Source organism: Streptomyces graminilatus, from assembly GCF_001418565.1.
In the GTDB taxonomy this organism is placed as follows: domain Bacteria; phylum Actinomycetota; class Actinomycetes; order Streptomycetales; family Streptomycetaceae; genus Streptomyces; species Streptomyces graminilatus.
This window is the reverse complement of sequence record NZ_LIQQ01000744.1, coordinates 1-3,058: the sequence shown is the minus strand read 5'-3', so window position 1 is coordinate 3,058 and position 3,058 is coordinate 1. Positions and strand designations below refer to the sequence as shown.

Annotated in this window: 3 protein-coding genes; all 3 read left to right on the top strand. The window is 67.2% G+C overall.

The annotated features are described in order from the left end of the window. The first annotated feature begins 225 nt into the window (after positions 1-225). Complete coding sequence (locus AOK08_RS40975) at positions 226-906, top strand: helix-turn-helix transcriptional regulator (RefSeq protein WP_063794240.1); 681 nt, start codon at positions 226-228, stop codon at positions 904-906. A gap of 76 nt (positions 907-982) precedes the next feature. Continuing rightward, positions 983-1,744 carry a thioesterase II family protein gene (locus AOK08_RS40970; protein ID WP_055535549.1) on the top strand — a complete coding sequence of 254 codons (762 nt, stop codon included), beginning with the start codon at positions 983-985 and terminating at the stop codon, positions 1,742-1,744. Positions 1,745-1,949: 205 nt separating this feature from the next. Beyond that, positions 1,950-3,058 (top strand): acyltransferase domain-containing protein (locus AOK08_RS40965; protein ID WP_198539556.1); only part of this gene is annotated, 1,109 nt, incomplete at its 3' end.

The window sequence follows — 3,058 nt, the reverse complement described above, 5'->3', positions numbered from 1 at the left end:
ACCGAACCCACACCACCGAACCCCCACCACCGAACCACCGAACCCCGTATCCCCTCGGGTCGCTCCGCACCACGGCATTAGCCCCCCGCGTCGGCTCTTCCTTGACGATCACCGAGAGCGGTGCCTACGTTTCGAGACATGACCGCCCGGGTCGACGGGGTCCTCTCGCTATGAGGGACAGGTGGCCCGGGGAAAATTCGACGGGGGTGTCGGAGAGAGGCGAAGATGAGCGAACTCGCGCCTTCCGGAGTGCTGGAGGAAGCTGTCCGGGAAGTTTCGGAGGACCGGTCGACGTTGCCCGAACTTCTTTCGGAGATATCTGGTATATGTGTGGCCGTACTGGACACGCAGTTGCGCGTCAGGAAGACAGACGATAACTTCCGGAAGAACTTCGGCCAGGACGTGGGAGAACTTCACGGATCCCGTTTCGTGGAGCTCGTTCACCCTGGTATGGGAAGAACTGTCCAGGAGCAGTTGAACCGGCTGATCGATGGCAGGAAAAGCCGCTTCGACGCGCCGATCATCGCCGCTCGGCCCGACGGATCCGTCTTTCCCGGGCTGCTGACCGGAGTCGTGCGCAACGGCGTGCACGACGGTACCGAGGCGGTTGGAGTGCTGGTCAAGCCAGAGGGCGCCGACTACGAAGGCAGGCCGATAGCGAACCGCCGGCAGACGATCACCGAACTCGACGCACGGATCCTGGAAGGCGTCGCCGCAGGTGTTCCCTCCGCTCAGCTCGCCGTCCGTCTATACCTGAGCCGGCAGGGCATCGAGTACCACATCGGCGGAATGCTGCGGAAATTTCAGGCACCCAACAGGTCGGCCCTTGTTTCCCGGGCGTATGCCTCCGGGATTCTTTGTATTGGGAGCTGGCCGCCCAGAGTCCTGCCCGACTGCGTGCGGTGATCTCACGGGTGTGGACGGTGTCTCGCAGGGTTTTCATAGGACAACGCGAGTGGTCCGCTACCAGAAGGCAGTGAGCATGGCTGTGAATCCCGTCAAGGGCGACCTGTGGCTCAGGTCATACAACCCGGCACCGGGCAGCGAGGTCCGGCTGGTGTGCTTTCCGCACGCCGGAGGATCCGCCCCCTTTTATTTTCCGATGGCCAAGGCATTCCCCTCCTCCGTGGAAATTCTGGCCGTGCAGTATCCGGGACGGCAGGACCGGCGCGCGGAACCCCTTGTCGATGACATCGACCGACTCGCCGACGCGCTCTTCGATGTTCTCAGGCCCCTGACCGACAAACCTCTCGCGCTGTTCGGCCACAGTATGGGTGCTGTTGTCGCATTCGAAATCGCCCAGCGGCTCGAAAACCTGGCGGAAACGGTACCGGTCGCGCTTTTCGCCTCCGGGCGGCGCGCTCCCTCCACCCACCGCGACGAGCGGGTGCACACCCTGGACGACCGCGGACTGATAGCCGACCTCAGGACACTGAACGGCACGGACTCCGCTCTGCTCGGCGACGACGATCTGCTCGAACTCATTCTCCCGTCGGTGCGCAACGACTACCGGGCCGTGGAGACGTACCGCTGGCGACCGGCCCCGAAGCTGAACTGCCCGATCACCGTGTTCACCGGCGACGGGGACCCACGTGTCTCGGCGGACGAGGCACGTGCCTGGGAACAGCACACCACCGGGGAATTCGCCCTGCACACCTACCACGGCGGCCACTTCTTCCTCACCGAACACCAAGAGGACATCAACGCCGCCGTAGTGGACCGGATCCTCACCTCGCGGCGCTGACTCGCCCGGTCCACCTCTCCCCCCACCACAGCGGGGCGTCCCGCACGACCCCGCCCGCTGTCTTTCTGCTTCCCCCTGTCGTCTCGCGTCCCCACCCCCACCTGCGGCGCCGGAGCACTGTCCCCGCCGGCCATGCCGCACGCCCCCTTGCTCCGCGGTGCCCGTTGGCATGCTGCGCCGCCTCCATGTGGAAGAGGTCTCCCGAATGCAGACGAACGCGCAGACCCCCGCGCTGCCCTGGACGTTGTCCGCTCCGACCCAGGCGGCGCTGAGGCAACGGGCACGCCAGCTGCGTGACTTCGTCGTGTCCGGCGACCCGAATCCGGCCGACCTGGGCCTCTCCCTCGCCACGAGGGAGCCGGCCGGGGAGTACCGGGCCGTGATCGTGGGCCGTACGGCGGAGGAGTTGCTCGCGGGCCTGGAAGTGCTCGCCGAGGGCGGCACCGCGAGCAATGTCGTCCAGGGCAGGGCCGCCGACTGGCGGCCCGGCGGCACCGTGTTCGTCTACCCCGGACAGGGCGGCCAGTGGACTTCGATGGCCAAGGCACTGTCCGCCGAATCGCCGTCGTTCCGGCGGACGCTCGAAGAGTGCGCCGAGGCCTTGGAGCCCTACACGGACTGGTCGTTGCTCGATGTCCTCGACGAGGTTCCCGGCGCCGTCGACATCGACCGCAGCGACGTGGTGGTGGTCTGCCTCTTCGCTGTGATGGTGGCCCTGACCGAGCTGTGGCGCAGCCATGGCATAGAGCCCGATGCCGTGACCGGCCACAGCCTCGGCGAGATGCCCGCGGCGGCCGTCGTGGGCGGCCTGACCCTGAAGGACGCCGCCCGCGTCACCGTGATCTGGGGCAGGGAATACGAGAAGATCGACGGTCGCGGCACCATGGCCGCCGTGGCCCTCTCCGCCGCCGAGACCGAACGCCGGCTCGCGGGCCGGACCGGTCTGGGCCTCGCGGCGATCAACGGCCCGAAGTCGGTCGTCGTCACGGGCGAGACGGACGCCGTCACCGAACTCGTCGCCGAGCTGCGGGCGGAACGCGTCGCCGCCATGCGGATCCCCGTGAACGTGGCGGCTCACTCCCCGCACGTGGACGAGTTGCGCGAAGGCATCATCAGCGGCCTCGACGGCATCGCCCCCTGGTCCTCGCCGATCCCCTTCTACTCAAGTGTCGCCGGCGGACGCAAGGACACCGCCGGAGTCGGCGCGGGCTACTGGTTCCTGAACCTCCGCGAGACCGTCCGCTTCGAGCAGGCGGTCAACGAACTGGTGGCCGACGGCCATCACACCTTTGTCGAGATCGGCCCGCACCCCGT

What these genes read in the sequence shown, in the direction of transcription:
- AOK08_RS40975 (WP_063794240.1), top strand. Translation starts at nt 226, where the DNA reads ATGAGCGAACTCGCGCCTTCCGGAGTGCTGGAGGAAGCTGTCCGGGAA.
- AOK08_RS40970 (WP_055535549.1), top strand. Translation starts at nt 983, where the DNA reads ATGGCTGTGAATCCCGTCAAGGGCGACCTGTGGCTCAGGTCATACAAC.